Raw genomic sequence first — 23,354 nt, 5'->3', positions numbered from 1 at the left:
CGGCTCAGACTTGCGATTGGGGTTCGAGCGCGGGCTTGACCACGCGATAGTGCAGGCGGGCGTACCAGACGGTGGCGTCGATCAGCCACTTGGTCAGCAGGGCCATGGTCCCGGTCATGAAGATCCCCAGACCCATCAGGCCGACGCCCAGCAGGGCCGCCGCCAGGGCGCCGCCCGGCCCGCCGAGGAAGGGGCCGACCACCAGGACGGCGCCGCCGGCCACGAAGACCGCGACCCCGGCGATCAGGAGCGACAGCACCGTGCCGAACACCGGCAGGGCGATGGGCAGCAGGATCAGGATGTCGATCGCGCCCAGACCCAGAATGCCGAAGATGGCCCCGGCGGCGGAGGAGGCGGTCTGTTCCTGTCCCCAGCGCTTGGCGCTGGCCTCGGCCTTCAGCTCGCGGGCCAGACGATCGGGATCGCCCAGGGCCTCGGCGACCTGCGCCTCGGTGCGACCGGCGGCGAGTCCGTCGGCGAAGTGGCTTTCATAGTCGGCGACGATGTCGTTCGCCGTCGTGGTCGGCAGTCCGACCAGGCCGCGTTGCAGGCGGGCCAGAAATTCGGCGCGGTTCATTGTTCAGCTCCCCGTTGAGCGTCTGCGGATTGGTCAGTCAGGGCGGCCGGCTCTATCGGCGCGCCTGCCGCTATGGTGTCGCTGTGCGGCGCGGTGTTCGCCACCAGGGCGTCGACGGCCTGGGCGAAGGCCCGCCACTCGGCGGTCTGACCTTCCAGGGCGGCGCGACCGGCGGCGGTCAACCGATAGTATTTGCGCGACGGGCCGCTGGTGGACTCGACCAGATAGGTCTCGACCAGGCCGTCCGTCTGCATGCGGCGCATCAGCGGATAGATGGTGCCTTCCCCCATGCCGATGGCGTCGGACAGGCGGCTGGCGATTTCATAGGCGTAGCTGTCGGAGCGGGCCAGCAGGGCCAGCACGCACAATCCCAGCACGCCTTTCTTCAGTTGGATGTCGATGGTTTCGGGCATGGCGTTCCCTTCGGTGATGGCCAATGGGTATCGCAAGGTATCGTGCACCGCAAGGTAGCTGTCAGTACATGACAGCGAATTAATCCGCCGAACTTTCGCCCCATCCCCCCTCTTGCGGCGCTTGATCGCTTGGCAAGCGCAACCCGAGCCGATAAGGACCGGCCCTGAAACGCCGAGGTCCGCAAGGGCCCGGGGGTGTTTGCGAATTGCTCGCAAACGTCGGCTGCGAAACGGTTTATGAGGACTCGAATGGGGATGGGCACGCGAGCCATGGCGCGGATCGGAGGCGGTGTCGCCGCGACCGCTCTTGCCGCCTTCGTCGCTGCGCCGGCTTGGGCGCAGGATCTGCTGGGTCAACCGACCCCGGGCGGTATCGGCCTGCAACCCGCTGCAGCGCCGCTGAAGCACGAGGCGATCTTCTTCCACGACGTGGTGTTGATGCCGGTGATCACGATCATCACCCTGCTGGTGCTGGCCCTGCTGATCTGGATCGCTGTCCGTTACAACAAGCGTTCTAACCCGGTTCCGGCCAAGTGGAGCCACAACACGGTCATCGAGGTCATCTGGACCGTGGTGCCGGTGCTGATCCTGGTCGGCATCTCGCTCTTCTCGTTCCGCCTGCTGTTCGCCTATCACGACATGCCCGACCCCGACCTGACGGTTAAGGTCACCGGCAACCAGTGGAACTGGGCCTATGAATACCCGGATCAGGGCGTGGCCGAGTACATCTCGAACATGACGCCCGAGGATAAGGCGCCGCCGCACCTCTATCGCCTGGCCGCCGACGAGCCCATGGTCGTGCCGGTCGGCAAGACCGTGCGCCTGCTGGTTACGGCGTCTGACGTGATCCACTCGGTTGGTCTGCCCGCCTTTGGTCTGAAGACCGACGCCGTCCCGGGCCGCGTCAACGAGACCTGGTTCAACGCCGAAAAGACCGGCATCTATTACGGCCAGTGCTCCGAGCTGTGCGGCGTCGATCACGCCTTCATGCCGATGCAGATCAACGTCGTGTCCGAGGCTGAATTCGCCGCCTGGGTCGCCTCCAAGGGCGGTTCCATGACGAAGAAGGCTGACGAAGCCGCTGCGGCCGCCGCCGCTGCTGCTCCGGTCGCCGCCCCGACTGCCGCCGCCGTCGCTGCCCTGGCAGCTGACGCCGCCGCCCCGACCGCCGCCGCCGCTCCCGCGGTCCCCGCAGCCGCGCCCGCCGCGCCGGCCGCCCAGTAATAGAGACGCGAGAGCCCAACGATCATGGCCACCGCTGCCACGCACGACGATCATCACGATCACAAGCCGGGTTTCTTCACCCGCTGGTTCCTGTCGACGAACCATAAGGACATCGGTCTTCTGTACCTGATGTTCGCCATCTTCACCGGCCTCATCGGCGGCGCCCTGTCGGGCCTGATCCGCTGGGAACTGGCTGAGCCGGGCATCCAGCTGTTCAAGGAAGGCACGATCATCCAGCAACTGGGGATCGTTGAAGCTTCCAAGCACGGCTACAACGTCACGGTCACGGCCCACGCCCTGATCATGGTCTTCTTCGTCGTCATGCCGGCGACCATGGGCGGTTTCGCCAACTACTTCACGCCGATCATGATCGGCGCGCCGGACATGGCCTTCCCGCGCCTGAACAATATCTCGTTCTGGCTGCTGTTCGCCGCCTTCGTGCTGCTGGTCATCTCGATGTTCGTCGACGGCGGACCTGGCATGGGCTTCGGCGGTGGTTGGACGGCCTATCCGCCGCTCTCCACCATGGGCCACACGGGGCCGTCGTTCGACCTGGCGATCTTCTCGCTGCACGTCGCCGGCGCTTCGTCGATCCTGGGTGCGATCAACTTCATCACCACCATCTTCAACATGCGCGCGCCGGGCATGACCCTGCACCGCATGCCGCTGTTCGCCTGGGGCGTGCTGATCACGGCCTTCCTGCTGCTGCTGTCGCTGCCGGTTCTGGCGGGCGCCATCACCATGCTGCTGACGGACCGCAACTTCGGCACCAGCTTCTTCGATCCGGCCGGCGGCGGCGACCCGGTGATGTACCAGCACCTGTTCTGGTTCTTCGGCCACCCCGAAGTCTACATCATGATCCTGCCGGGCTTCGGCATCATCTCGCACATCGTCTCGACCTTCTCGAAGAAGCCGATCTTCGGCTACCTCGCCATGGCCTACGCCATGGTCGCCATCGGCTTCATCGGCTTCATCGTGTGGGCGCACCACATGTACACCGTGGGCATGAGCATCAACCTGCGCGCCTACTTCGTGGCCGCGACGATGATCATCGCCGTGCCGACCGGGGTGAAGATCTTCAGCTGGATCGCCACCATGTGGGGCGGCTCCATCACCTTCAAGACGCCCATGCTGTGGGCGATGGGCTTCATCTTCCTGTTCACCCTCGGCGGCGTGACCGGCGTGGTCCTGTCGAACGCCGGCATCGACTACAGCCTGCACGACACCTACTACGTCGTGGCCCACTTCCACTACGTGCTGTCGCTGGGCGCCGTCTTCTCGATCTTCGCCGGTTTCTACTACTGGTTCGAGAAGATGTTCGGCGTGAAGTACAACGAGTTCCTCGGCGCGACCCACTTCTGGATCATGTTCGTCGGCGTGAACCTCGTCTTCTTCCCGCAGCACTTCCTGGGTCTGCAGGGCATGCCGCGTCGTTACATCGACTACCCGGAAGCCTACACCTACTGGAACCAGGTTTCGTCGTTCGGCTACCTGATCACCATCGTCGGCGTCGCCGTCTTCCTGGTGATGCTGGCTGAAGCTGCGATCCGTCGCCGCAAGGGCGAGGCCAATCCGTGGGGCGAAGGCGCCACCACCCTGGAGTGGACCCTGTCGTCGCCCCCGCCGCACCACCAGTTCAACGAACTGCCGGTGGTCAAGGCGGACAACCACTGATCCGACCCGGATAACCCTAGAGAGGCCGCCCTTTCGCAACCGGAAGGGCGGCCTTTGGCTTTTTATGACCATGACCGACCGCCCCACTCGTGAGACCCCTCTCGTGACCACCGCCCAGCCGGAAGACTTCTTCCAGCTGCTGAAGCCGCGCGTCATGTCGCTGGTGGTTTTCACCGCCGTGACCGGACTGATCGTGGCGCCGGGCCACCCCAATCCGCTGCTGGCCGCCATCGCGGTGCTGTGCATCGCCGTGGGGGCGGGGGCCGCCGGCGCCCTGAACATGGCGCTGGAAGGGGAGACCGACGCCCTGATGCGCCGCACGCGCGGCCGTCCGGTCGCCGCGGGCCGCGTGCGCAAGAATGACGCCATGGCCTTTGGCGTCATCCTGTCGATCTTCTCGGTCATGCTGCTGGGCATGACGACCAACTGGCTGGCCGGCGGCCTTCTGGCCCTGACCATCGTCTATTACGCCGGCTTCTACACCCTGTTGCTCAAGCGCCGGACGCCCCAGAACATCGTCATCGGCGGGGCCGCGGGCGCTCTGCCTCCGGTCATCGGCTGGGCGGCGGTGACGGGCGACGCGCCGTGGCAGGCCTGGCTGCTGTTCCTGATCATCTTCCTGTGGACCCCGCCGCATAGCTGGGCCCTGGCCCTCTATTCGGCCGGCGACTACGCCAAGGCGGGCATTCCGATGATGCCGGTGGCGCGCGGCGCAAAGTCGACCCGGCTGCAGATCCTGATCTACACCCTGATCTTCGTGCCCGTGGCCATTGCGCCGGCCTTCCTGGGGCTGGGCGGCGTCGTCTATTTGGCGGTCTCTGTGGCCGGCGGCCTCTTCTTCCTGGCCCTGGCGTTCCGCCTGTGGCGCTCGCGCGCGGGCGACCAGCCGGACAAGGCCGAGGCGGTGGGGCGAGAGGCCGCATTGTATGACGTCCGGGCCGAGGCCAAACCGGCACGCAACCTGTTCGCCTTCTCCATCCTGTATCTGATGGCGCTGTTCTCGGCCCTCCTGGTCGAGCAGCTGCCGGGCCTGGGAGCCTGACCGCGTGACCCGTCCTAACTTCATCACACTGACCGACGAGCAAGTGCGCGCGCGCAAGCGCCGCAACGTGGCCATCGCCATGGGCCTGGTCGGCTTCATCGTCCTAGTCTTCGTCGTCACCGTGACGAACCTTCAGCGCAACACCGAGGCCCGCAAGGCGGCCGAGGCGGCGGCGGTCGGCACGGTGCTTCAGGCCGATCCGGCGCTGCCCGCTCCCGCTGCCGCCCCGATGTCGGAGCCGACGCCGTGAAGGACCGCAAGAACCTCGTCGCGCTGATCTGCGCGGCCGTGGTCATGGGCATGACGGGCGCGGCCTTCGCCGCCGTGCCGCTTTATCGCCTCTTCTGTCAGGTCACCGGCTTTGACGGCACGGTGAAGAAGGCCGAGGCGGCGCCGACCGAGATCCTGGACCAGAGCGTCCTGATCCGTTTCGACACCAACGTCCGCAACCTGCCGATGGACTTCAAGGCCGAGCAGGTCAGCCAGCGCGTGCGAATCGGTGAAACCGGCATGGCCTATTTCAAGGTGACCAACACCTCGGATCAGCCGATCCACGCCACGGCGGCCTATAATGTCGTGCCGGAACGCGCCGGCCCCTACTTCCAGAAGTTGCAGTGCTTCTGCTTCGAGGGGCAGGAAATCGGCCCCGGCGAGACCAAGGAATTCCCCGTCCAGTACTTCGTCGCGCCCGAGATGGCGACGGACGCCGAGTCCAAGGGGGTGCGTGAAATTACCCTCAGCTACACCTTCTTCCCGACCAAAGGCTTCCAGCAGGCCGCTTCTGGCCAATCCGCTACTGGCAAAGCCGGATAGCGGGCGCTATAGCCCCTGATATAACGATCTCTCGCCTTAATTCAGAGACCCCGGAATGGCCGACGCGCACGCAAAACCGCATCACGACTACCACCTTGTGGACCCGAGCCCCTGGCCGCTGATCTCGTCCCTGGCCTGCGTGGTCATGTTCGTGGGCGCGGTGATGTGGATGAAGGGCCTGTTCGGCCTGCCGGAAGGCACCAAGTGGCTGTTCTTCGCCGGTCTGGCGGGCGTGCTGTTCGCCATGTACGGCTGGTGGTCGGACGTGATCAAGGAAAGCCAGAAGGGCGACCACACCCCGGTCGTCTCGATCGGCCTGCGCTACGGCATGATCCTGTTCATCGCTTCGGAAGTGATGTTCTTCGTCGCCTTCTTCTGGATGTTCTTCGACATGGCGCTCTTCACCGAGTCGCGCGCCCTGACCCCGGAAGTCGGCAACTGGGCCGACACCGCCGCCGCCTGGAAGACCTGGCCGCCCAAGGGCGTCGAGCTGCTGGACCCCTGGGGCCTGCCGCTGCTGAACACGGTCATCCTGCTGCTGTCGGGCACGACCGTCACCTGGGCGCACCACGCGCTGCAAGTCGGCGACCGCAAGGCCGCCAAGCTGGGTCTGCTGATCACCGTCCTGCTGGGCGTGCTGTTCACCGGCGTTCAGGCCTACGAATATCACCACATCCTGCACGAGGGTTACTTCTTCAACGAAGCCGCGACCCACTCGAAGCTGTACGGGTCGATCTTCTTCATGACGACCGGCTTCCACGGCTTCCACGTCCTGGTCGGCACCATCTTCCTGGCCGTCTGCCTGCTGCGTCTGCAAGCTGGTCAGATGACGCCGCAGAAGCATTTCGGCTTCGAAGCCGCCGCCTGGTACTGGCACTTCGTGGACGTGGTCTGGCTGTTCCTGTTCGCCTTCGTCTACGTCACCTTCGGCTGACGTTGAGCGATCCAGGCTCTGCACTTCAAACGGCGCGGGACGAACAGTCCCGCGCCGATTTGCTTGGCGGACAGGCGATCCGCGCCGGGCTGCTTGGCCGCTGCCCCGCCTGCGGTCAGGGGCCTCTGTTCCAGGGCTTTCTGAAGGTCCGCCCTGTCTGCGAGACCTGCGGCCATGACCTGGCCTCGGTCGAGACCGGCGACGGCGCCGCCACCTTCATCATGCAGATCGCCGGCTTTATCGTCGGCTTCTCGGCCCTGGCGGTCGAGATCGCCTGGCATCCCCCTATCTGGCTGCATCTGATCGTTTGGCTGCCGCTGGTCGCCGCCCTGGCCCTAGGCCTGATGCGCCCCGGCAAGGGGCTGATGACAGCCCTGCAGATGCTGCGAACCCGAGATCCGAAATGACTGCTGTTCGCCCGCGTTTCCCCATCGTTCTGACTATCCTCGCCGTCGCCCTGCTGGGCGTCCTGCTGGCGCTGGGCGTCTGGCAGGTGCAGCGGATGCAGTGGAAGGAAGGCCTGATGGACGGGGCCGAGGCCGCCGCTGGGCTGCCGCCGTTGCCGCTGGCCGAAGCCCTCAAGGTCGATAACCCAGAGTTCCGCCGGGTCATCCTGACCTGCCGCGGTCTGGGGGCGGCGCCCTATGTCGAACTGCAGTCCATCGAAAACAGCGACGCGGGCGTGCGTCTGGTCTCGGCCTGCCGCCCTGAAGGGATGGAGGAGACCCTGCTGGTCGATCGCGGCTTCGTGCCCGCTGACATCTCGGCCCGGCCCACGGTGAACGCCGACGACACCATGCCCGTCGTCATCACCGGCGTTCTGCGCCGCGCCCCGGCGCCTAGCGCCCTGACCCCGCCGCCTGCCCAGGGCCGCTTCTATGGCCGCGACGCCGAGGCCATGGCCCGCGCCTTGAAGGTCGAGGGGCCGATCTCGCCCTTCACAGTCTTCGCCACCACCTCGACCAACCCTGACTGGGCCGCGCTGAGGCCCTCGGCGCCGCCCGCCGCCTTCACCAACAATCACCTGGGGTACGCCCTGACCTGGTTCGGTCTCGCCGCCGCCCTGATCGCCTTCTACGTGGTGCTGTTGCGCCGCCGCATGACCCGCAAGGACATAGAATCCTGACTGCTCGCCTTCACACCCTGTCCAACGGCGTCCGCGTCGTCTGTGACCCCATGCCCGGTCTGCGGACCTTCGCCCTGACCGTCGCCGTGCGCGGCGGCGCGCGGATGGAGGACGAGACCCGCTCTGGCTGGTCGCATCTGCTGGAACATCTGGTGTTCAAGGGCGCCGGCGACATGGGCGCCCGCGAGATTGTCGAGCGCATCGAGGCTGAAGGCGGCTCGATCAACGCCGCCACCGGCTATGAGCGCACCAGCTTCGAGATCCGCGCCCTGCACGGCTCGCTGCCCCTGGCCATGCAGATCGTCTCGGATCTGGTCTTCCGCCCCACGCTCGACCCCGCCGAGATCGTCCGCGAAAAGGACGTCGTCGCCCAGGAGATCGCCGAGGCCTTCGACACGCCCGACGACCACGTCTTCGAAATGGCCCAGACGCGCGCCTATGCCGGTCAGGCCCTGGGTCGGCCCATCCTCGGCACGATCGACAGCCTGAAGGCCGCAGACCGGTCCGCCGTGGCCGACTGGCGCGCCCGGCTTTATTCGCCCGACCGCATGGTCGTCGCCGTGTCCGGCGCGGTCGAAGAAAACGAACTGCTGGCCCTGGCCGAGCGCTGGTTCGGGCCGGAGGCGGCGACGCCGCTGGACCCGCTCGCCCCCGCCGTCTTCGTCGGCGGGGAAGCCAGGCTGACGCGCAAGATCGAACAGGCCAACCTGGTCTTCCAGCTTCCGTCGATGAGCGCCCTCGATCCGCGTCTGCCGGCCTTGCGCCTGTTCACCGAAATCCTCGGCGGCGGCATGGCTTCTCGCCTGTTCCAGAGCGCGCGCGAGGACCGGGGCCTGGCCTACGCCATCGACGCCTATCAGGAAGCCTATGAGGACGCCGGGCTTCTGGGCGTCTACGCCGGGGCCGCCGCGGATCGCGCGGTGGAGCTGGCGGAGGTCAGCGCCGCCGAACTGCTGGATCTGGCCGAGAAGGGCCCGACCGACGCCGAACTGTCGCGCGCCAAGGCCGTCCTGAACGCCAGCCTTTGGATGGCCGACGAAAGCCCCGCCAGCCGCGCAGGGCGTAACGCCGCCCAGGCCCTGATCTTCGGCGCGCCGGTCTCGTCCGAGGACAGCGCCGCCCGGATCCTGGCCCAGTCCGCCGACGATCTGCGCGCCGTCGGGCGCTCCATGATCGAAGCCGGGCGCTCGGCGACGGCGGTGCTGGGGCCCAAGGCGGCGGCGCCGGCGGGCCAGGCCTTTACGACGCGGCTGACAGCCTCGGCGGCGAGTCGCTAAGTCGTGGCTGGCGTCGGCGACGCTTCTCGCTAATCTGCCGCCATGGCCCTGTTCGACTGGATGGCCGAGGCGACCGGACCCGTCCTGCGCGGACAGGGGGTCTTGCTGCGCCCGCCGCGTCCGGCGGATCACGTCGAGTGGGCCGAACTGCGCGGCGGGTCGCGCGACTATCTGCAGCCGTGGGAGCCGGCCTGGGCCGAGGACGACCTGACCCGGGCCGCCTTTCGACGGCGCCTCGGCGTCTATGCCCGGGAGATGGAACTGGGCACGGCTTGGCCGCTGTTCATCTTTGATCCCGACGAGGAGGCCTTGATGGGGGCCATCACCCTGTCGAACATCCGTCGCGGCGTGGCCGAGACGGGGACGCTGGGTTACTGGATCGGCCAGCCCTATGCGGGGCAGGGGGCGGCCACGGCGGCGGCGAGGGCTATGCTCGGCTTTGCCTTTGACGCGCTGAAGCTGCACAGGGTCGAGGCGGCCTGCGTGCCGACCAATCAGGCCTCTCGTCGCGTGCTCGAAAAGGCCGGTTTCAGGCACGAGGGACTGGCGAAAGCTTATTTGAAAATTAACGGCGCATGGGCAGATCATCTGCTGTTCGGCGTCATCAGGGACGAGTTCGTCCCGGACCCGGCCGCGTCCAGTTTTTACATCCGGGAATCGCTTTGAACACACGATCCAGAGCGCTGGCCTGGGACCCCACGACGGCGATCGAGGCGCTGGCCGCCGCCGACGCCGCCTTGTGGATCTGGACCCCCGCCGACGACCAGATTCGTTTTACGGGCGCGACTCGTTCGCTGGGGCTCGGCCCGCTGGCTCCTGAATGTTCGGGCGCGGCCTTCGCCGCCTTGGCCATGCCTCAGGACCGCGCCCTGGCCGACCGTTTGCTCAAGCCACAGGCCGAGGGGACCGAGATCGCCGTGCGCTTGCGCATGCGCGGCTGCGAGACCTGCCTGTGGCGCGGCGTCTGGCTGGAGGACGGCCTGCGCGCCGCGGGCGTCGTCGCCCTGGAGACCAAGTTCGCCGGGGCCGACCGCGACACCCTGACCGGCCTGCTGGACCGCCGCACCTTCCTGGTCCGCGTGGCCGAGACCCTGGCTCAGCCGGGCGACTATGAACTGGTCGTTGCCGACGTGGATCGCCTGCGCCGTCTGAACGAGGCGCTGGGCCACGAACGCGCCGATCTGGTGCTGTCGGCCTTGGGCTCGCGGCTGGCGGGCGCCTTTTCGCAGGATTGCTCGCCCGCCCGTATCGGCGAGGACGAGTTCGCCGTCCTGACCCGGCGCGGGGCGACCGGCGGCAGCCAGCGCATGCGCGAGGCGCTGGAACAGCCGTTGCGCGTCGCTGGCTTCGACATCTATCCGACTGTATCCATTGGCGCGGTCGCCGCCGAGGGCGGGCCGGATGCGCCGGATCCCGCCGAACTGTTGCGCCGGGTGGAATTGGCGGTGGAACAGGCCAAGACCGCCGGGCGGGGCGGGGACGCGGCCTATGGCCGGGCGCTGGAATCCGACAGCCTGTCGCGACTGGCGCTGGAAGCCGACCTGCGAAACGCCTTTGTCCGCGGCGAGATCGAGCCCTTCTATCAGCCCATCGTCAACCTGAAGACCGGGGCGGTGGCCGGGTTTGAGGCCCTGGTGCGCTGGCGTCATCCGCAGCGCGGCCTGGTGCCGCCGGACGACTTCCTGACCCTGGCCGATGAAATGGGCCTGATGAACGAGCTGGGTCTGCTGATGATGACCCAGGCGGCGCGTCAGCTGGCCGAGTGGCTCCATCGCCACCCCAGCGCGGGCAAGCTGTTCTGCAGCGTCAACCTGTCGGTCGGCGAGATCGAGCGTGACCATCTGGTCGAGGACGTGGCCCGAATTATTCAGGAAACCGGCCTACCGCGCGGCGCCCTGAAGCTGGAGGTCACCGAGGGCGACATCATGCGCGACACCGCGCACGCCGCCGAGGTGCTGGCGAAACTGCGCGAGGCCGGGGCCAGCCTCGCGCTGGACGACTTCGGCACCGGCTTCTCGTCCCTGTCCTATCTGGCGCGCCTGCCCTTCGACACGCTGAAGATCGACCGCTACTTCGTTCTAACGATGAACAAGGACGAGGGCTCGGCCAAGATCGTCAAGTCGGTCGTCAACCTGGGCCGCGACCTGTCGCTAGAAGTCGTGGCCGAGGGCGTCGAGAACGCCGAACTGGCGGGTTTGCTGCTGGACGCCAGCTGCCACTACGGCCAGGGCTTTGGCTATGCGCCGGCCCTGCCGGCCCAAGAGGCCGAGGTCTATCTGAACGAGTCGCTCGCCGACGGCACCGCCCCGATCAAGGCACGCTCGGCGTAGGTTTTTCTTTCGTCATCCTCCGGCAAGGCGCGTAGCGGCGCTGACCGGGGGACCCAGCGGCGCCCGCAGGGCGAAAAATCCCTGCGCTGACTTGGCCGTGAAGATCGCCTTCGGCGCCGCTGGGTCCCCCGATCTCCGCTTCGCTTCGTCGGAGGATGGCAGAGAGTCTGACTTTCGTCAGTTCACGGCATTTCACCGTGTTTCATTTTCATATTTTTCAAAAGGATAGTAATTTTGACCTGTCGGCGTTGTTCAGGATGTTTCATCCAAGCGCGAAAATGATGATGGGTGTTTTGGTGGGTGTGAAGCGATGCACGGTGGTTGGCTGAAACCGTCCGCCTAACTCTAGTCTTTGAGGGCCATTCTCCGAATTGGCTTAATTTCGTTTTTGAAGTGGGATTCGAACTCAACGGCTTTGGCGCACGTCACGCGGTTGTTCTAATCGCTGCATTAAGTGCGGTGACTAGGATGGATATTCACCGCATCCAGGGGCGGCTGGGGTGCCGCCAATGCGGAAGGGCGCTACCTCGTAGGCGTCCCCGCCTTCGGGGGCTTCTTGAGGATCAAGAGGCGCTCACACGGATCCTAGCTCAGCCGAACTTGACGGCGTTCCTCTCATCGATCGCGGTCATGTTGCGATCGCACAATGTCACCAAACTGATACCGCTCGGTATCAGTTTGGTTTGCATAAAGCTCATGATGTGCCTATTTGGTTCGACAGGAGCATTGTCATGGTCGAGAAGCGGACATTCAGCGGCCAGTACGTCCCGACCGACGGTCGTGGCCTCGAGGGCGCGCGCTCCCGGGGGGGCGGGACGTCCAAGATCACTGGCGGGACGTTGGATACGAGCGCAGGCAAGTCGCGCCTGGTCCGGTATCCAAACCCGTCGAACGCTCTTCGCGCCCTGCTCGATCAAGCCGACCCAACGCTCCACAAGTCGGTCACCGTTACTTTTAAGCATCGCGATGGCAGCGCTCTTCGCCTAGGCGATCTCAACCTCAAGTCAAAGCCCTCTCCGTCCGAGCGCTCCAAGCCCTCGCCGCACGCGCTCAAGCTCATCCAGGATGCTGCCCCCGAATTCTCTAAGGACGTACGCTTTCACCGCCGGAAGCGCCCTTCGACCTCGAAAACGGCCGCTTCCGCCGCTCAGTTACGCATGGAGCCTGTTCCCATCGCAGACGCGCAAACCCTCGGCGCGCTTGTACGGGTCCGCCGAACTGTGCTCACTCTCAACCAACAGGAACTTGCGGATCGGGCTGGAGTCGGTCGTCGCTTCGTAAGTGAGCTAGAATCCGGTAAGGCGACGCTCGAGCTTGGAAAGGCCCTGGCGGTCTGCCAAGTTCTCGGTATCGGACTGACCGCTGAGGTGATCGATGGCGGATGAAGTCCTTGCCGTCTGGATGGACGGCTTCGCCACCCCGGCCGGCCGTCTGGCGCGAACAGCGCAAGGCGACACCGCATTTGTCTACGATAGTAATTACGTCGCCGCGGGCGGCCCCGTCCTATCCCTGTCCCTGCCGATCGAGGAAGAAGCGTTCGGCGACGTTGAAACGCGCGCCTTCTTCGCTAACCTCCTGCCTGAGAACGCCCAGCTCCAGCGAGTGATGGAACGCGAAGGCCTAGCGCGCGATGACGTGGTTGGGCTTCTCGGGCATTTCGGAGCGGACTGCGCTGGCAGTATTTCCTGCCTGCCACTTGGCGCGCCGCCCCTGAAATGCCCCGGTGTCCTGGCGACTGACTATGAACCGCTCGATGATCGAGCTCTTCTACGTATTGTCAAATCACTGCGGGAGGAACGTCGCCTACCCGTCGAGGTGGGGGACCCATCGCCCGTGGCCGGGGTCCAAAGCAAGGTGGCGATTACCCAGCTACCAAACGGCCAGTTCGCCCTTCCTCGCGAAGGTCTTCGGGTTCCGACCACCCATATTCTCAAGGTCCCCGCACGCCGCGACTTTCGGGACGCTCGCAACGAGGAGGCCGCGGCCATCCTCGCAGTATCGGCGGGGCTCGACGTCTCTGTGCCCATCGCCATCCGCATCGACGACGTCGACGCCCTGCTGATCACCCGGTTCGACCGGGTTGTCCGCGACGGCGTCGTGACCCGCATTCACCAAGAAGACTTCGCCCAGGCTCTCGGGTTGCCTTCACAGCTCAAATACCAGCGCCGGGGCAAACCGGGGCGGTGGTTCGACGTCGAGGCAGCTCTTACCGTGTTGGACCAGACGCGGGACCCGCAAGCGGCGCGTCTGGCATTCCTTCGCACCACGGTCTTCAATCTGTGCATCGGCAATACCGACAATCACGCCAAGAACCACGCCATCCTCTATGATGGGCCTGCCGCGCCTCGCCTTGCGCCGCTGTATGACCTGCTGCCGATCCGGCTGAGCCAGGATTTCACCCACGAGTTGGCCTACCAGATCGGATCCGCCCGCTTTTTCGACGACATGTCCGGCGAGGACCTGATCGCTTTCTTCAGTCTCATGGGCGTGTCGGACGACGATCTCGACCTAGTGATCGACGGAGAGATCCGCCCGATGATCGAGGCGCTCGAGGCCGCCTCGCCGCGTCTGCGTTCCACTGGCCTGAAGCCATTCAACGACTTGCTCGGCCGAGAGATCGACGAACTGGCTGAAAAGCTGCAGCTCGACGTCGCTGTCGAGCCCCGGGACTATTTCCCGTCCGATGGAATCTGATCGGTGCTGTCCGTATCGGCGTGGCGACCTGTTTGAAAAGCGTCTCGCCAGGATGAACGACTGGGTAGAGTGCGGCGCGAAGGAAGGCTAGGCGCCGCGTCTGATTGCGCCTTGGGAGACGCTCCGAAGAGTGGCTCCCAATTCTATGACCAGGAGGCACCATGTCTGCGAACGCTTGCAATCCAATTTGTCAGCGTTCGCAGACGCGCACCGATGTCGGATATCAGTCCGGCAGCCGGAACCCCACAACCACCTCGACACAAGCGGGTACGGGCCAACCCAACAATGGCGGCTATACGCGCACTTCCTATGGTCCGCTCCTGGTGCAAGGCTGCTGACCCACCCTATAGAACTCACCGTCCGAAGCGCTTGGGTCCCTTGGGCCAGTGGCAGGAACAGCCTGGAACGCGCTGAACAGGCCTGCATTGCGAAATTTAGGCGCTAACTCTCTGGTGGGTCACATGGCGGGTTACGAGTGGCGAGGAGCAAAAAACACTTAAAAAACAGAGTGTATGGCGGACGGAGAGAATCGCGCGTTACGCCCGCCCGCTCTGCGCCGACAGGCGGGCGGCGTCGACGCCGAGACCGGCCAGGGCGCGGCTCCACTTGGTGGCGTAGTCGCTGTCGAAGATCAGGTCCGGATCGGCGTCGGCGGTCAGCCAGACGTTCTCGCCCAGCTCCTCTTCCAACTGGCCCTCGCCCCAGCCGGCGTAGCCCAGCAGCAGGACCGAGCGGCGCGGGCCGTCGTCTTCGCTCATCGCGGTCAGGGCGTCGCGGGTGCCGGTCACGGCTAGACCGTCGCCAAAGCTCAGGGTGACGTCCTCGTTGCTCCAGTCGTCGGAGTGCAGAACGAACCCGCGCTCGCGCTCGACGGGGCCGCCGATCAGCACCGCCTGTTGCGCCAAGGCGTCGGAGACGGGGGTGTCCAGCTTTTTCAGCACCTCGGACAGTGTGACGCCGGGCGCCGGCTGGTCCAGCCGGAGGCCCATGGCGTGCTCATCGTCATGGGCGCAGATCAGGATGACGGCGTGGCGAAAACGGTCGTCGTCTATGCCCGGCATGGCCACCAGGAGACGCCCGGTCAGGGAGGATAAGGCGGTCATCCTTCTATCATCGGTGTCCGACGACCCGGGCGCAAGACGTCGTGGAACGAAGGGCGCTTGGCTATCCTTCCTCCCGTCTCTATCTGACAATTGAACGTCGCCCGGATTTCCCGGGCTTCAGCCCCCGGAGACCCTGCATGACCATTCAGATCGGCGACCGCATCCCCGACGCGACCCTGACCACCATGACCGCCGACGGCCCCAAGCCGGTCACGACGGCTGAACTGTTCGGTGGCAAGACGGTCGCCCTGTTCGCCGTCCCCGGCGCTTTCACCCCGACCTGCTCGGCGCGCCACCTGCCGGGCTATGTCGACAACCGCGCCGACTTGGCCGCCAAGGGCGTGGACACGGTGGCCTGCCTGTCCGTCAACGACGCCTTCGTCATGGGCGCCTGGGCCCAGGCCAATGACCTGAACGGCACGGACGACGTGGTCATGCTGGCCGACGGCAACGGCGACTTCACCCGCGCGGTCGGCCTGGCGCTGGACGCCAAGGGCTTCGGCATGGGCGAGCGCTCGCAGCGCTACTCCATGCTGGTCAAGGACGGTGTGGTCGATCAGCTGAATATCGAACAGGGCGGCGAGTTCAAAGTGTCCTCGGCCGAGCACCTGCTGGCGCAGCTCTGATCCCGTCAGTCATGGTCTGAGCCATGACGGACGTCTTCACACCGGAAAAACGCAGCGCGGTCATGCGCCGGGTGAAGGGGCGCGACACCGCGCCCGAACGGAAGGTCCGGCGGATGCTGCGCGCCGCCGGGATCGGCTACCGTCTGGGCGGCTGCGACCTGCCCGGACGGCCCGACGTGGTGATGAAGGGGCGCAAGGTCGCCGTCTTCGTCCACGGCTGTTTCTGGCATGGCCACGACTGCCCGCGCGGCGCGCGCAAGCCCCAGGCCAACGCCGACTACTGGCGCAACAAGATCGACCGAAACCGTGTTCGCGACGCGCGGGTCGCGGCGGAACTGACCGCCGAGGGCTGGCGGGTGGTGACGGCGTGGGAATGCTGTCTGCGGGCGCCGGGCTTCGCAGAGGAGCTGGTCGCTGAAATCAGGGGCGGTCAGGCCGCCGCGCTCTCTGCCGCGTCAGCGGCCTCCGCCGCCTCCGTCAGCACCTGAGACAGGGCGCCGAGCAGCGATCCTGGCGTCAGGGGCTTGGACACGAAATAGTTCATTCCCGCGGCTGTGCAGGCGGCGATGTCATCGGGTGCGGTGTCGGCTGTGACGGCGATGACCGGAACGGCGGCGTTCAGCCCGCCCCCAGCACGCAGGCGGCGCGTGGTCTCGCGCCCGTCCAGCTCGGGCATCCGAACGTCCATGAAGACCACGTCGAACTGGGCTCGATCACAGGCCTCCAGCGCCGCCAGACCATCCTCGGCCATGGCGATTTCGCAATCCACCGACTGAAGGATCAACTGGACGGCGCGGCGGTTGATGGCATGGTCATCTACAACCAGGACCCGCAAGGGCGCCTCGGGCTGGTCATCTTCGGGGGGCGAAGGCTCGGCGCTCCTGGGTTTCGGCTCCGGTGCAGGGGCTTGAACGGGGGGGGGGCTCAGGGCGCGCGTGATCGTGGCGCGAGCCTCGGGCGCCAGGGCGGGGGGCGGGGCTTCCAGCGCCGCGCCGCGCGGCAGGACGACGGACAGGGTGAAGACCGATCCCTGACCGGGCGCGCTGCGCACCGTCAGGCGTCCGCCCATCAGCTCGATCAGATCGCGGCTGATGCTCAGCCCGAGACCCGACCCCCCGAAGCGCGCGGCCACGCCCTCGGTCGTCTGGTCAAAGGCGGTGAAGAGGCGCGCCAATTGCGCCTCTGTCATGCCGGGCCCTGTATCCTCGATGTCGATCAGCAGGACGTGGGCGCCGTGTTCGTCCGGCCAGGCTTTCAGGCGCAGGGTGATCGCCCCGTCGTCAGTGAACTTCATGGCGTTGGAGATCAGGTTGTTCAGCACCTGGCGCAGGCGCATGGCGTCGCCGCGCACCATCCGGGGCAGGGTCCGGGCGCCCTCCATCCGCAGGCGCAGACCCTTGGCGCGGGCGGGGCCGGCCCACAGGCGGGCGGTCTGGGACACCAGCAGGCGCAGGTCGAAATCGCGGCTGTCCACGCTCATCCGTCCCGCGTCGAGACGGGCATGATCCAGCAGATCGTCGAGCAGGGCCTTCATCATCAGGCCGGCGTCGGTGATCAGGGCGACCTGTTGACGCGAGGAGCCCGGCTTGGCGCCCCGTTCCAGTTCGTCGGCGCCGGTCAGAATGGCGCTGATCGGGGTGCGCAGGTCATGGGCGACAGCGGCCAGGAAGGCGCCGCGGCTGGCCATGGCGGTCTCGGCCTCTTCACGCTTGCGGTCGGCCTCGCGGCGAGCCTCGGTCTCGGCGCGGTTGGCGCGGAACAGGGTGCGGCGCGTGTTCAGGCAGAAGACGGTGTAGGACAGGATGCCGACCGTCACGGCGGTGACGACATGGGGCGGGGCGCCCATCTGAGCCATGAACAGCGGCGTCAGGGCGAAGATCGCCAGCTGGGGCAGGACGGTGCAGGCGAAGATCCGCATCGATCCGGCCGACATGATCACGGAATTGATCATTCCTGCGGACAGCAGAACCGCGCCGGCGATCCCGCCCATGGGCCCGCCGACGATCCAGAGCGGTATCGTCATGCCGCCGAAGAAGCCGGCGTTGAGGATCAGCACCAGGTCGCCATAGGCGCCGCGCCAACCCATCGGAGACGAGATCTTGCCCGCGACGACCGGGGCGAACACCTTAGCCTCCAGGAACTGGATCAGGGTGTAGAGCACCATCCAGGTTGCGCTGAAGCGCCAGCCCAGCATGGGGCTGAACACCAAGGCGGTGGCCGCGCCCATGACGAGGCGCTGCATCATGGCCTTGCGACGCTGGCGAATGGCGGGCGCCCAGACGGTCGGGGCGTCGTCGGCGATTTGCGTCATGCGTCCTTCCCAGCAGGCGGGGTTCGCCTAAGGGAACAAGGATAGACTTGCTTGCCCTAATGCTCCGTCAACGGCCGACGCCGACCGCTTCGGAAATATCGGTGAAGCCTTCGGCGCACAGGCGGGCGGCCAGGTCGCGCTTGATCCGGCCGATCAGGCCGGGTCCGTCGTAGATAAGAGCCGAATAGACCTGCACCGCCGAGGCGCCGGCACGGATGCGCGCGAAGGCGTCCTCGCCGCTCGCTATGCCGCCCACCGCGATCAGGGGCAGACGGCCGGCGGCGGCCTCGGCGGCGGCTTCCAGCGCCTTCTGGGCAAAGGGCTTCAGCGGCGCGCCCGACAGGCCCCCCGCTTCGCCCGCAAAAGCGGATTTCAGCGTGGCGGGACGCTCCAGCGTGGTGTTGGACACGATCAGAGCGTCGATCTGGTGCGCCAGAGAGGCCTCCACGATCATGCCGATTTCTTCGCCGATCAGGTCGGGCGCGATCTTGAGGAAGACCGGGGCGCCGTCGGCGGGACGCGCTTCATTGATGCGGCCCAGCAGGTCGTCCAGCGCCTCGCGCCCCTGCAGGGCGCGCAGGCCCGGCGTGTTGGGCGAGGAGATGTTGATGGTGAAATAGTCGGCCAGGCCCGCCAGGCGACGCAGGCCGGCGACATAGTCCGCCGCCTTGTCCTCGGTGTCTTTGTTGGCCCCCAGATTGGCGCCGATGGGCGTGCACTTGGGGCGACGGGCCAGCCGCGCGGCGAAGGGCTCCAGCCCCTCGTTGTTGAAGCCCATGCGGTTGATGATGGCCCGGTCTTCCGACAGTCGGAACAGGCGCGGCTTGGGGTTGCCGGCTTGCGCGCGCGGCGTGACCGAGCCGCATTCCACCGCGCCGAAGCCGAGCCGCGACAGCCCCTCCAGCGCCTCGCCGTTCTTGTCCAGACCAGCGGCCAGACCGACGGGATTGGACATGGTCAACCCGGCGATGCGGGTCGTCAGGATCGGGTCATCGGCGCCGGGCGCGGGCAGGGGCGTGACCTGCAGGGCGCGAATGGCCAGGCGGTGCGCCGTCTCGGGATCCATCTGGCGCAGGATGACGGCGCCGAGGTCGGTCAGGCTCATGGATTTTCGCTCAGGATCATGTCGCCGTCGGCGCTGACCGACAGGGCGCGCGCGCCCCGCGTCGCCGCGAGGGGCAGGGGGCCGTAGATATGGGGGAAGAGGGCGCCGCCGCGCGACGGCTCCCAGATCAGGGTCTCGCCCAGCGCCGCCAGATCGACCTCGACCAGCATCAGGTCGTCCTGCCCCGCGTAATACTTGGCGGCGGTCACGGCCAACTGGTCGGCGGCGGACAGGTGGATATAGCCGTCGGCATGATCGACGGGCGAGCCGTCATAGGCGCCCTCGGCCAGGGTCGCGCGCCAGTCGGCGCGGCTCAGGATCTTGAAGGCGGTGGTCGGCAGGGCGTCGGTCATTTTTCCAGATCTTGCGGCGTCAGCCAGCCTTCGTAGGTGGGGCGCCCCGCGACATCGACGGTAAAGATCGCCGCCGCCCCGGTGGGGAAGCCGCCGCTCATCTTGTCCATGACGCCGGGCGAGGCGGCGCTCTCGATCAGATATTCGACCGCCAACTGATGCACGCCTGGATTATGCGCCACCAGCAACAGGCAGCCCGCCGTGTCCTCGGCGGCCTCGACCGCACGGCGCAGCACGTCGGAGGACGCATTGTAGAGGGCGGGCGACAGATGCACCTCGACGTCGCCCATGGCTTCGCTGACCTCGTCCCAGGTCTGATGCGTGCGTCGGGCGCTGGAGACCAGGGCCGTGTCGGGGCGCAGGCCGCGCTCGGCCAGGGCCCGGCCCATGGCGCGGGCGTCGTGGCGGCCGTGCTTGGACAGGGGGCGGTCGATGTCGCCGCCGGGCGCGCTCTTCTCGGCCTGGGCGTGACGCATGATGATCAGTCGCTGCATGGGCTCGCCTTAAGGCCGTTTTCCTTCGCCGACCAGAGCATGGGCGGGCGGCCCGTGGTCGCGCGAGGCGGGCGAGGGGGTCAGAGCGGGCCGTCCCGCCAGCACCGCCTGGGCCAGACCCTGGGGCCGGATGCGGGCGTAGGACTGACGCGTGGCCTCCAGCATGATCAGCCCGGCGATGCCCGGCAGCATCCAGCGGCCCGCCTGCTCGATCCCGTCCGCCATCGGCAGCAGGGGGCGCCACGGCGGCACATAGAGGGCCTGGGACCAGGCGGCGGGCTCAAGGCCCACCTCGCGCACCAGCCGCTCCAGCTGACCGCGCGTGAAGGGGCGCCCGTGGCCGAAAGGGGTAGTCTCGGCCCGCGCCCACATCCCGCCGCGCGCCGCCGTGGCCAGGATGATGCGCCCGGCGGGGGCCAGGGCGCGCACCGCCTCGGTCAGCAGAGCCAGCGGATCGTCGGCCTCTTCCAACGCATGAACCAGCAGGATGCGGTCAAACGTCCCGGCGGCGAAGGGCAGGCGCTTTTCATCCACGAGCAGGGTGCGGTTGCGGCCCGCCGCCGCCCACTGCTCGGCGCCCTGTCCCCCCGGCATGGCGGCGATGACGCGCCGCGCCCCGACGAAGCCGTCCAGCCAGGGCGTGGCGTAGCCGAGGCCCAGGACGTCGCAGCCCTCGGCCTCGCGCCAGGCGTCCTCCAGCCGCCGCGCCAGCACGCGCCGCACCAGCGCCCCGGTCGGCTCGCCGTAGAAGGTGCGAAGATCGTCGATGCCGCGCCGCATGGAGCCATTATGGCTGAAAACGCGATGGATGTCGGCCTTTCACGCCCCCATCCGCTCATCCCCGCCGAGGCGGGGACCCAGTAAGAACCTCACGCGCTGCGTTCGCAACGGCGCCCTCAGATTTCCGCACGGCGTTGTCAGCCAAAGCACTGGGTCCCCGCCTCGGCGGGGATGAGCGGGTCTTGATGGGCGCGCACCGCTCACTTGCCTGCTACAATGCGTCCATGACCCTGACCGTGCGCCAGTTTCCCTGCCTGTCCGACAACTACGGCTTCCTGATCCGCGACGAGGCGACCGGGATGGTCGCGACCGTGGACACGCCGGACGCCGACGCCGTCCTGGCCGAGATCGAGGCCTCCGGCTGGGGGCGGCTGGACCTGATCCTCAACACCCACTGGCACCCGGACCATACCGGCGGTAACGAACGGCTGAAGGCCGAGACCGGCTGCGAGATCGTCGGCCCCGAGGAGGTGCGTCGCGCCGCGCCGCTGGATCGCGTGGCGGTCGATGGCGACCTGGTGCGGCTGGGCGAGACGGCGTTTGAGGTGGAGCTGGCGCCCGGCCACACCCTGGGCCATGTGGTCTATCGCGCGGTCGAGGACGACCTGGCCTTCGTCGGCGACGTCATCTTCGCCCTGGGCTGCGGCCGCCTGTTCGAAGGCTCGCCCAAACAGATGTGGGACAGTCTCTGCCGCATCGCCGCCTGGCCGGAGACGACGACGCTTTATTGCGCCCACGAATACACGGAGTCGAACGCCCGCTTCGCCCTCAGCCTCGATGCTCGGCCCGAGATGCGAGCCCACGCCGAGGCCATCTTCGCCGCCCGCGAGCGGGGTCAGCCGACTGTGCCGACCACGGTGGGGGCGGAGCGCCGCTTCAACCCCTTCCTGAGCGCCGCCGACGCCGCCGACTTCGCCGCCCGCCGCGCGGCCAAGGACGGCTTCAGGGGTTAGGCCTTGGCCTTGCCGTCGATCAGGACGGCCTGCTGCCAGCGGCTGGGCGCCTTGTCGGTGCGGTGGATGCAGCCGACCCAGCAGCAGGGGCGCTTCTTGCCCTCCAGCAACTCCTCGACCGTGCGTTCAATGCGGCGCTGGCGGGTCTTGGGCTGCTTGGCGTCCTCGACCTAGCAGATGAACTCGTTGCGTCCCAGCGGCGTCAGGGCCTTCCACAGGTCGAAGACCTCAGGATCCGCCCGCAAGGCCGCCTGCATGTCTGCGCCCGCCTCATGGACGACGCCCTGGGGAAATTCGCTCGTCATTGACGCCTCCGAGATTGCAGCCAGTCGCCGTCCTCAGAGCTTGTTCGCGGGCTGACGGAATGTCCACTGCCGGTCGTAGAGGGCGGGTCGCCTTAGGGTGGGAAGCGGACACCCGACATCCCGAACAAGGGTCCTACCGAACCTCCCACCGCGCAATGGCATAATACTGGTCGCCCGGCATCGGGTCCTCTACTTTGGTTACAAGCGTTGCGGTCAAGTGAGCTCTGATCGCCCATGCGCCGAACCGCGATCCGGGGGCAGATTCATCGATCAGCTCGCACGCGGTCGTCACCTTGCCTTCGCCAACATCGCAACGAAGAAGAGCCCAGCCTTTGCCGACTTCATCGGCAGGGAAGCTTGCATAGATATTCCTCGGCAGTCGTTTTCCCAGCTCCCCAGGACACCACAACCGCTTTCCCGTCGTCGTATCCCTGTCAGACCGTTGGCAGGTTTCTGGTTCCGGCAGATCCGACCCCGGAGCCGCGGCACCAGCCTGCAGAACCGTAAATATCATCGCCGCAATAATCATGGTCGATCCCCTGCCATACTTGCTCCTAGTGGATTGGCGGCGAGGTCCGCAACGGGTGGATAGCGGACATTGCCGAAGTTAACGTGCGGCATGTCCAATCATCAGAAATCGGTCATCCGCAAACCGCCTCAGGGTTGGTCCTTCACGATAACCGAAGTCAGCAATGGCATGTATCGAGTGAGGGGCGTCGGACCAGATGGCGTTTCTATAGAGCGACACGGAACGGACGACGATACGTTGCTCTTTCAGTTAATTGAGGACGCCGAAAAGCTGTCCACCTGAACCGCCGCAATGGGTGGTTAGCAGACCTTACCTCTGCTCTTCCAAGGGCGGGCTTGCAGGAGCCTTGCGCTTACCAGCACCAGCCCCAGAACCACTGCCGCAAGGCCTGTGTCCAATGCAGCGTCTCTTAGGCCCAACGCCACCGCCTCCACAAAGCTGTAGCGGCGAGGGCCGTCGCTTTGGACAACATAGAACCATTGCCCATAGCTAAGAGCTGCCCAGAGCGTGGCTCCGACGCCCATGGCGCAAAGCAGCCCCGCCATTTCTACGAAATCTCGCCGCCGGCCGCGTCCGAGCGTCGTAACGACTGCGAGTCCCGGCAAGCCGAAGACCAGAAAATAGGCGACAGTGTTGAGCCAATGCAGCGCCGCCGTTCGGACGCCCAACGAGATAGCTAAGTGGGCCAAAC

Annotated in this window: 24 protein-coding genes and 1 pseudogene; 16 read left to right on the top strand and 9 right to left on the bottom strand. The window is 66.7% G+C overall.

Going from position 1 to position 23,354, the window contains the following annotated elements; genetic code table 11:
• Positions 1–4: 4 nt before the first annotated feature.
• Together HNP51_RS10425 and HNP51_RS10420 are read right to left on the bottom strand one after the other, a co-directional pair.
• The gene (locus tag HNP51_RS10425; protein ID WP_184269735.1) at positions 5–577 is read right to left on the bottom strand and encodes a DUF1700 domain-containing protein; all 573 of its coding nucleotides are present in this window, start codon (positions 575–577) and stop codon (positions 5–7) included.
• Entirely contained in the window at positions 574–990 is a 417-nt protein-coding gene (locus tag HNP51_RS10420; RefSeq protein ID WP_184269737.1) for a PadR family transcriptional regulator, read from the bottom strand. Before HNP51_RS10420 ends, HNP51_RS10425 begins: the two co-directional genes overlap by 4 nt.
• Before the next feature lie 270 nt (positions 991–1,260).
• Between HNP51_RS10420 and coxB the strand changes: the two genes are divergently transcribed.
• From coxB to HNP51_RS10355, 13 genes are all read left to right on the top strand, one after another.
• Positions 1,261–2,214 carry a cytochrome c oxidase subunit II gene (coxB, locus tag HNP51_RS10415; protein ID WP_260398425.1) on the top strand — a complete coding sequence of 318 codons (954 nt, stop codon included), beginning with the start codon at positions 1,261–1,263 and terminating at the stop codon, positions 2,212–2,214.
• A gap of 24 nt (positions 2,215–2,238) precedes the next feature.
• Positions 2,239–3,888 (top strand): cytochrome c oxidase subunit I, encoded by a 1,650-nt coding sequence (gene ctaD / locus HNP51_RS10410; RefSeq protein WP_184269741.1) that lies wholly within the window; start codon positions 2,239–2,241, stop codon positions 3,886–3,888.
• Positions 3,889–3,952: 64 nt separating this feature from the next.
• A complete protein-coding gene (locus tag HNP51_RS10405; RefSeq protein WP_184269743.1) occupies positions 3,953–4,930 on the top strand; it encodes a heme o synthase in 978 nt (325 codons plus the stop codon).
• A 4-nt stretch (positions 4,931–4,934) separates the two neighbouring features.
• The gene (locus HNP51_RS10400; RefSeq protein ID WP_311769935.1) at positions 4,935–5,180 is read left to right on the top strand and encodes a hypothetical protein; all 246 of its coding nucleotides are present in this window, start codon (positions 4,935–4,937) and stop codon (positions 5,178–5,180) included.
• A gap of 44 nt (positions 5,181–5,224) precedes the next feature.
• Positions 5,225–5,743 (top strand): cytochrome c oxidase assembly protein, encoded by a 519-nt coding sequence (locus HNP51_RS10395; RefSeq protein WP_184270556.1) that lies wholly within the window; start codon positions 5,225–5,227, stop codon positions 5,741–5,743.
• Positions 5,744–5,798: 55 nt separating this feature from the next.
• On the top strand, positions 5,799–6,677 hold the full coding sequence (locus tag HNP51_RS10390) for a cytochrome c oxidase subunit 3 (RefSeq protein WP_184269745.1): 879 nt from the start codon (positions 5,799–5,801) through the stop codon (positions 6,675–6,677).
• Positions 6,678–6,736: 59 nt separating this feature from the next.
• A complete protein-coding gene (locus HNP51_RS10385) occupies positions 6,737–7,084 on the top strand; it encodes a DUF983 domain-containing protein (RefSeq protein WP_184269747.1) in 348 nt (115 codons plus the stop codon).
• Positions 7,081–7,803 carry an SURF1 family protein gene (locus tag HNP51_RS10380; protein ID WP_184269749.1) on the top strand — a complete coding sequence of 241 codons (723 nt, stop codon included), beginning with the start codon at positions 7,081–7,083 and terminating at the stop codon, positions 7,801–7,803. Before HNP51_RS10385 ends, HNP51_RS10380 begins: the two co-directional genes overlap by 4 nt.
• A 50-nt stretch (positions 7,804–7,853) precedes the next feature.
• Positions 7,854–9,080 carry a pitrilysin family protein gene (locus HNP51_RS10375; protein ID WP_184269751.1) on the top strand — a complete coding sequence of 409 codons (1,227 nt, stop codon included), beginning with the start codon at positions 7,854–7,856 and terminating at the stop codon, positions 9,078–9,080.
• 42 nt (positions 9,081–9,122) lie between these two features.
• A complete protein-coding gene (locus tag HNP51_RS10370) occupies positions 9,123–9,746 on the top strand; it encodes a GNAT family N-acetyltransferase (protein ID WP_184269753.1) in 624 nt (207 codons plus the stop codon).
• Positions 9,743–11,410 carry a bifunctional diguanylate cyclase/phosphodiesterase gene (locus tag HNP51_RS10365; protein ID WP_184269755.1) on the top strand — a complete coding sequence of 556 codons (1,668 nt, stop codon included), beginning with the start codon at positions 9,743–9,745 and terminating at the stop codon, positions 11,408–11,410. The genes HNP51_RS10370 and HNP51_RS10365 overlap by 4 nt, the downstream gene beginning before the upstream one ends.
• Before the next feature lie 731 nt (positions 11,411–12,141).
• Positions 12,142–12,795: a helix-turn-helix transcriptional regulator gene (locus HNP51_RS18355; RefSeq protein WP_221415846.1), complete on the top strand. Its 654-nt coding sequence runs from the start codon at positions 12,142–12,144 to the stop codon at positions 12,793–12,795.
• The gene (locus tag HNP51_RS10355; protein ID WP_184269757.1) at positions 12,785–14,104 is read left to right on the top strand and encodes a HipA domain-containing protein; all 1,320 of its coding nucleotides are present in this window, start codon (positions 12,785–12,787) and stop codon (positions 14,102–14,104) included. Before HNP51_RS18355 ends, HNP51_RS10355 begins: the two co-directional genes overlap by 11 nt.
• Before the next feature lie 536 nt (positions 14,105–14,640).
• Here the strand turns inward: HNP51_RS10355 and HNP51_RS10350 are convergent.
• Positions 14,641–15,207 (bottom strand): YqgE/AlgH family protein, encoded by a 567-nt coding sequence (locus tag HNP51_RS10350; RefSeq protein WP_184269760.1) that lies wholly within the window; start codon positions 15,205–15,207, stop codon positions 14,641–14,643.
• A 137-nt stretch (positions 15,208–15,344) separates the two neighbouring features.
• Here HNP51_RS10350 and HNP51_RS10345 point away from each other — a divergent pair, with 137 nt between their 5' ends.
• Both HNP51_RS10345 and HNP51_RS10340 read left to right on the top strand, forming a co-directional pair.
• Complete coding sequence (locus HNP51_RS10345) at positions 15,345–15,833, top strand: peroxiredoxin (protein WP_184269762.1); 489 nt, start codon at positions 15,345–15,347, stop codon at positions 15,831–15,833.
• Between the two features lie 23 nt (positions 15,834–15,856).
• Positions 15,857–16,321 (top strand): very short patch repair endonuclease, encoded by a 465-nt coding sequence (locus HNP51_RS10340; protein ID WP_184269764.1) that lies wholly within the window; start codon positions 15,857–15,859, stop codon positions 16,319–16,321.
• On the opposite strand, the gene HNP51_RS10335 is transcribed toward HNP51_RS10340, so the two are convergent.
• The 5 genes from HNP51_RS10335 to HNP51_RS10315 all read right to left on the bottom strand — a co-directional run bounded on the left by HNP51_RS10335 (position 16,264) and on the right by HNP51_RS10315 (position 20,876).
• Positions 16,264–18,144, bottom strand: coding sequence for an ATP-binding protein (locus tag HNP51_RS10335; RefSeq protein WP_260398426.1), 1,881 nt, complete (start codon positions 18,142–18,144; stop codon positions 16,264–16,266). The genes HNP51_RS10340 and HNP51_RS10335 overlap by 58 nt on opposite strands.
• Before the next feature lie 67 nt (positions 18,145–18,211).
• Positions 18,212–19,249 (bottom strand): quinone-dependent dihydroorotate dehydrogenase, encoded by a 1,038-nt coding sequence (locus HNP51_RS10330; protein WP_184269766.1) that lies wholly within the window; start codon positions 19,247–19,249, stop codon positions 18,212–18,214.
• Positions 19,246–19,602, bottom strand: coding sequence for a DUF952 domain-containing protein (locus tag HNP51_RS10325; RefSeq protein ID WP_184269768.1), 357 nt, complete (start codon positions 19,600–19,602; stop codon positions 19,246–19,248). The genes HNP51_RS10330 and HNP51_RS10325 overlap by 4 nt, the downstream gene beginning before the upstream one ends.
• Positions 19,599–20,096, bottom strand: coding sequence for a histidine phosphatase family protein (locus HNP51_RS10320; protein ID WP_184269770.1), 498 nt, complete (start codon positions 20,094–20,096; stop codon positions 19,599–19,601). The genes HNP51_RS10325 and HNP51_RS10320 overlap by 4 nt, the downstream gene beginning before the upstream one ends.
• Positions 20,097–20,105: 9 nt before the next feature.
• Entirely contained in the window at positions 20,106–20,876 is a 771-nt protein-coding gene (locus HNP51_RS10315; protein ID WP_184269771.1) for a class I SAM-dependent methyltransferase, read from the bottom strand.
• Positions 20,877–21,100: 224 nt separating this feature from the next.
• Between HNP51_RS10315 and gloB the strand changes: the two genes are divergently transcribed.
• A complete protein-coding gene (gene gloB, locus HNP51_RS10310) occupies positions 21,101–21,829 on the top strand; it encodes a hydroxyacylglutathione hydrolase (RefSeq protein WP_184269773.1) in 729 nt (242 codons plus the stop codon).
• Positions 21,830–21,939: 110 nt separating this feature from the next.
• Here gloB and HNP51_RS18985 read toward each other — a convergent pair.
• Positions 21,940–22,086: pseudogene (locus HNP51_RS18985) on the bottom strand (YdeI/OmpD-associated family protein); the annotation flags it as partial.
• Positions 22,087–23,354: the final 1,268 nt, after the last annotated feature.

Source organism: Brevundimonas bullata (genome assembly GCF_014207965.1).
GTDB classification, from domain to species: Bacteria; Pseudomonadota; Alphaproteobacteria; order Caulobacterales; family Caulobacteraceae; genus Brevundimonas; species Brevundimonas bullata_A.
The sequence above is the reverse complement of the archived record's forward strand: the minus strand, read 5'-3'. Positions and strand labels throughout refer to the sequence as shown.

Coding starts and splice junctions, on each gene's coding strand:
- HNP51_RS10425 (WP_184269735.1), bottom strand. CDS start 577: ATGAACCGCGCCGAATTTCTGGCCCGCCTGCAACGCGGCCTGGTCGGA.
- HNP51_RS10420 (WP_184269737.1), bottom strand. CDS start 990: ATGCCCGAAACCATCGACATCCAACTGAAGAAAGGCGTGCTGGGATTG.
- coxB (WP_260398425.1), top strand. CDS start 1,261: ATGGCGCGGATCGGAGGCGGTGTCGCCGCGACCGCTCTTGCCGCCTTC.
- ctaD (WP_184269741.1), top strand. CDS start 2,239: ATGGCCACCGCTGCCACGCACGACGATCATCACGATCACAAGCCGGGT.
- HNP51_RS10405 (WP_184269743.1), top strand. CDS start 3,953: ATGACCATGACCGACCGCCCCACTCGTGAGACCCCTCTCGTGACCACC.
- HNP51_RS10395 (WP_184270556.1), top strand. CDS start 5,225: ATGGGCATGACGGGCGCGGCCTTCGCCGCCGTGCCGCTTTATCGCCTC.
- HNP51_RS10390 (WP_184269745.1), top strand. CDS start 5,799: ATGGCCGACGCGCACGCAAAACCGCATCACGACTACCACCTTGTGGAC.
- HNP51_RS10380 (WP_184269749.1), top strand. CDS start 7,081: ATGACTGCTGTTCGCCCGCGTTTCCCCATCGTTCTGACTATCCTCGCC.
- HNP51_RS10375 (WP_184269751.1), top strand. CDS start 7,854: ATGCCCGGTCTGCGGACCTTCGCCCTGACCGTCGCCGTGCGCGGCGGC.
- HNP51_RS10370 (WP_184269753.1), top strand. CDS start 9,123: ATGGCCCTGTTCGACTGGATGGCCGAGGCGACCGGACCCGTCCTGCGC.
- HNP51_RS18355 (WP_221415846.1), top strand. CDS start 12,142: ATGGTCGAGAAGCGGACATTCAGCGGCCAGTACGTCCCGACCGACGGT.
- HNP51_RS10355 (WP_184269757.1), top strand. CDS start 12,785: ATGGCGGATGAAGTCCTTGCCGTCTGGATGGACGGCTTCGCCACCCCG.
- HNP51_RS10350 (WP_184269760.1), bottom strand. CDS start 15,207: ATGACCGCCTTATCCTCCCTGACCGGGCGTCTCCTGGTGGCCATGCCG.
- HNP51_RS10345 (WP_184269762.1), top strand. CDS start 15,345: ATGACCATTCAGATCGGCGACCGCATCCCCGACGCGACCCTGACCACC.
- HNP51_RS10340 (WP_184269764.1), top strand. CDS start 15,857: ATGACGGACGTCTTCACACCGGAAAAACGCAGCGCGGTCATGCGCCGG.
- HNP51_RS10335 (WP_260398426.1), bottom strand. CDS start 18,144: ATGACGCAAATCGCCGACGACGCCCCGACCGTCTGGGCGCCCGCCATT.
- HNP51_RS10330 (WP_184269766.1), bottom strand. CDS start 19,249: ATGAGCCTGACCGACCTCGGCGCCGTCATCCTGCGCCAGATGGATCCC.
- HNP51_RS10325 (WP_184269768.1), bottom strand. CDS start 19,602: ATGACCGACGCCCTGCCGACCACCGCCTTCAAGATCCTGAGCCGCGCC.
- HNP51_RS10320 (WP_184269770.1), bottom strand. CDS start 20,096: ATGCAGCGACTGATCATCATGCGTCACGCCCAGGCCGAGAAGAGCGCG.
- HNP51_RS10315 (WP_184269771.1), bottom strand. CDS start 20,876: ATGCGGCGCGGCATCGACGATCTTCGCACCTTCTACGGCGAGCCGACC.
- gloB (WP_184269773.1), top strand. CDS start 21,101: ATGACCCTGACCGTGCGCCAGTTTCCCTGCCTGTCCGACAACTACGGC.